Genomic DNA, 2,945 nt, shown 5'->3' on the forward strand with positions numbered 1-2,945 from the left:
ATTTGAAAATGATTGCATTTTATTCCTCCCAATAACTAGGGTCGTATTTCATTCGTTCTAGTTGATCTGCACCACTTAGTTTAGGTGTTTGATTTTTATAATTATCAAAGTTTCCACTGAACAATGTTTTAGGTCGTAAATATTCATCCATCTTCGGATTGTCTTTCCATTGCGCAGTCATATTATCAATTACTGTAAAGAAATCTTCTTTTGAATTATCTTCATTGAATCTGGCACGTATTAGTTTTTGATTCGCTTTTGATTTGTGACTAAACCTCTTACCAGTCTTTTCGTTAAGATAGTCTATAATCTCTTTATACGGGGTGTGCGTCGGGTTGCCCGACAATATATTATTGTTAGTAGTCTCTGTAGTAATCTCTGTGTAGTCTCTGGTATTGGTCGTGACATTTTGTCCTCTTCCATCGTGACAATTTGTCATGCTCGTCGTGCCATTTTGTCCCGATGGTCGTGCCACTAGATTATTCAAGTTTTCGTAGTTGATTGAATACCATTTAGTACGGTCAAAACCAGCTCTATTATAGTTACCTACATATAAAAGGTCTTGTTTTTCTAAACTACCGAATGCTCTTTTGATAGTTCTCTCACTCCAAAAAGGAAACTGCTTTGCCCAATTGGGATAAGAATTATATATCCAACGTTTACCGTCATAGTTATGCTTACTACTATTTAACCAGTAGTGTATTTGCTGTAAGATTATTGCTTCATTTAATCCTACCTTTTCAGCTAATTTAGGTAAGACTTGTATCGGATAATCGTCAATTAATAATTTGCTCATTCATTTTTCCTCCTTTCAACATTTTGTTAAGCCGATTATCAACTTTTATCCAACTGTTCTCTAAGTGGTATTTCTTATCAAATGTGTCTACGCCTATGTTGTGCTGTTCTGAATGATGCTCTCTGCATAGCGCTAACACTTCATATCCGTAATGGTTCATTGTCTTACGATTCTTTCCTCTACCTATTGCATAATGATGTGCAAGGTCTGAATGAGGTTTACCGCAGATAATACAGTTACGGTTGATAGTTGCGTAGTAAAGAAGTGCTTTATCCTCTTTAAGCAGCTCGCTTGTTTCTCTTCTCATAGGAATTTGATGATGGAACATGAATGCTATGATTAACTCTATTAATTCACTGGCTACTTTCCTTTCACAGTTGGATAGACTGATTGGATCATAACCGCTCATAATTTCTAATTCTGCTTGAAATCTCGCTCTCAACGCTTCTACTGGTTCACCCCAGTACCTCTCTATATCGTTAAGCAATGCGAATATCTTCTTTCTTTGTTCATGCGTAATACTTTTGTTGTCATACACTTTAACTTCTGCTAAAACCGAATATCCGTTGTCTATCAGTTCTGTGTGACTTTGTTCTAATTCAATACCAGTTGCAACGACGGAATAAGTACCGTCGCTGTCTTGCTGGTATCTAGTGATATGTTGCATTAAACCACTCCTAGAAAGCTAAATCTGAATCATTGTAGCCTAATGGATCGTTTGCAAATGGATTATCTTGATTGCTTAACGGTTGCTTCTGCTCTGGTTGATTGTTTCCGCTTGCTAACTGTTCTTTACGTTTCATTTCATCCGTTTTAGGTTCAGGCTTATTTACAATCTCGTCGCCTTTGTTCCAAACTTTTACAAATGATAGACGCACAAAGTATTTTCCTTGGTCCTCGTTGAATTTATTCTTCAAAACGATAGTTCCAAATTTGTTTACTAACTCATCAGTATCAAAAGTTAAATCTGGTAAATTCAATTTGATACCTAAGCGTGTTAACAACTCGATATATTGTTTTTCTTGAAAATCTTGTTCAAATGGTGGGACAAACTGGTTATGACTGAATTGTTTACCCTCGTTATTTTCAAATACGATTGTGAAGTATCGGTTTTGATTATCATTAAATTGAATCTCTTTAACTTTTACTGTGAATTCCCCAGCACCTAAGAAGTCGCCGCCTTTTAAGAATTTCTCTTGATTAGTATCTGTAATGTGATTTGCTCTACCTTGAATTTTCATAATTGAATTGCTCCTTTGATTTTTAAATTTAGTTTCCGTTCCTGATTGCTTGAACTACGTCAGTAAGGCTTGGATTGATGAATTTTTTGTTTGTAATCGTAACGCTTGGCGAATGTCTTATTTTTGTTTCAAATATCGGTGAAGGTTCTGCATTAAATACATAGTTGAATGCTTTCTGTCCGTCTTGGTCATTTTCTTCAATCATCATTCTGCCTAGTACATCTGACTGGCTTAATACAGCCTTTTTAATCTGTTCCTGTGCTTCAATAGTGATTGTAGGATTGATTGTACTTCCTTCGTCATCTTTGTCCTTGTTGATGCCCTCATGACCACTGATAGCAAGATGAAATTGATAATGTTCCTGTAACTTAGAAATAAATCTATACATGTGAACAATGCGTGTAGCGGTTGCGCCCCAGTCATTGAATGTAGGCTTTCTAGTTTGACCTGCCATAATGTCATCAATCGTGATGTCACGTAACTTCTGAATAGTTTCAATCACTACGACGTCAATTTGTTTTCCGTTAGATCTAAGATGCTCTAAAATTTGAGGTAACGCTTTAACTACTGCTACAAAGTGTTGATAGTTTTTTACTTGTACGACTGCACCATCTTCTGTCACTGTTGTACCGTCCTCATTGATGTCCAATACAAGCGCGTTGTTATCTTTAGTTAAGAAAGTTGTTTTACCTGTACCGAACTTTCCATATACTGCAAATTTGTAAAACTTATGTTCGTTCTGCTTACTGATGTCCTTCACTCCTAATTGAGTTAGAATATCTTGTTTTTGTTCTTCACTCATTTAATCACCAGGCTTTCGCTTTCACGTAACTCCGCACCATGCACATCTGCACCATTTTGAATATCTTCTTTGAGTGCTTTCTTATCCAGTTTTGGTGCTTGTTCGA

At 36.2% G+C, this 2,945-nt stretch carries 5 protein-coding genes; all 5 read right to left on the reverse strand.

The features are described from left to right. Positions 1 to 19 precede the first annotated feature (19 nt). Positions 20 to 796: a conserved phage C-terminal domain-containing protein gene (locus HMPREF3270_RS06025; protein WP_070867197.1), complete on the reverse strand. Its 777-nt coding sequence runs from the start codon at positions 794 to 796 to the stop codon at positions 20 to 22. Beyond that, a complete protein-coding gene (locus tag HMPREF3270_RS06030; protein ID WP_070867198.1) occupies positions 777 to 1,463 on the reverse strand; it encodes a putative HNHc nuclease in 687 nt (228 codons plus the stop codon). The genes HMPREF3270_RS06025 and HMPREF3270_RS06030 overlap by 20 nt, the downstream gene beginning before the upstream one ends. A 10-nt stretch (positions 1,464 to 1,473) precedes the next feature. Continuing rightward, positions 1,474 to 2,037: a single-stranded DNA-binding protein gene (locus HMPREF3270_RS06035; protein ID WP_070626526.1), complete on the reverse strand. Its 564-nt coding sequence runs from the start codon at positions 2,035 to 2,037 to the stop codon at positions 1,474 to 1,476. 28 nt (positions 2,038 to 2,065) lie between these two features. Then, entirely contained in the window at positions 2,066 to 2,839 is a 774-nt protein-coding gene (locus tag HMPREF3270_RS06040; RefSeq protein ID WP_070626525.1) for an ATP-binding protein, read from the reverse strand. Beyond that, on the reverse strand, positions 2,836 to 2,945 hold a 110-nt coding region (locus HMPREF3270_RS06045; protein ID WP_176746714.1), incomplete at its 5' end, for a siphovirus Gp157 family protein. The genes HMPREF3270_RS06045 and HMPREF3270_RS06040, both read right to left, overlap by 4 nt.

Source organism: Staphylococcus sp. HMSC65H10 (genome assembly GCF_001839185.1).
In the GTDB taxonomy this organism is placed as follows: Bacteria; Bacillota; Bacilli; order Staphylococcales; family Staphylococcaceae; genus Staphylococcus; species Staphylococcus simulans.

Coding starts and splice junctions, on each gene's coding strand:
- HMPREF3270_RS06040 (WP_070626525.1), bottom strand. CDS start 2,839: ATGAGTGAAGAACAAAAACAAGATATTCTAACTCAATTAGGAGTGAAG.
- HMPREF3270_RS06030 (WP_070867198.1), bottom strand. CDS start 1,463: ATGCAACATATCACTAGATACCAGCAAGACAGCGACGGTACTTATTCC.
- HMPREF3270_RS06035 (WP_070626526.1), bottom strand. CDS start 2,037: ATGAAAATTCAAGGTAGAGCAAATCACATTACAGATACTAATCAAGAG.
- HMPREF3270_RS06025 (WP_070867197.1), bottom strand. CDS start 796: ATGAGCAAATTATTAATTGACGATTATCCGATACAAGTCTTACCTAAA.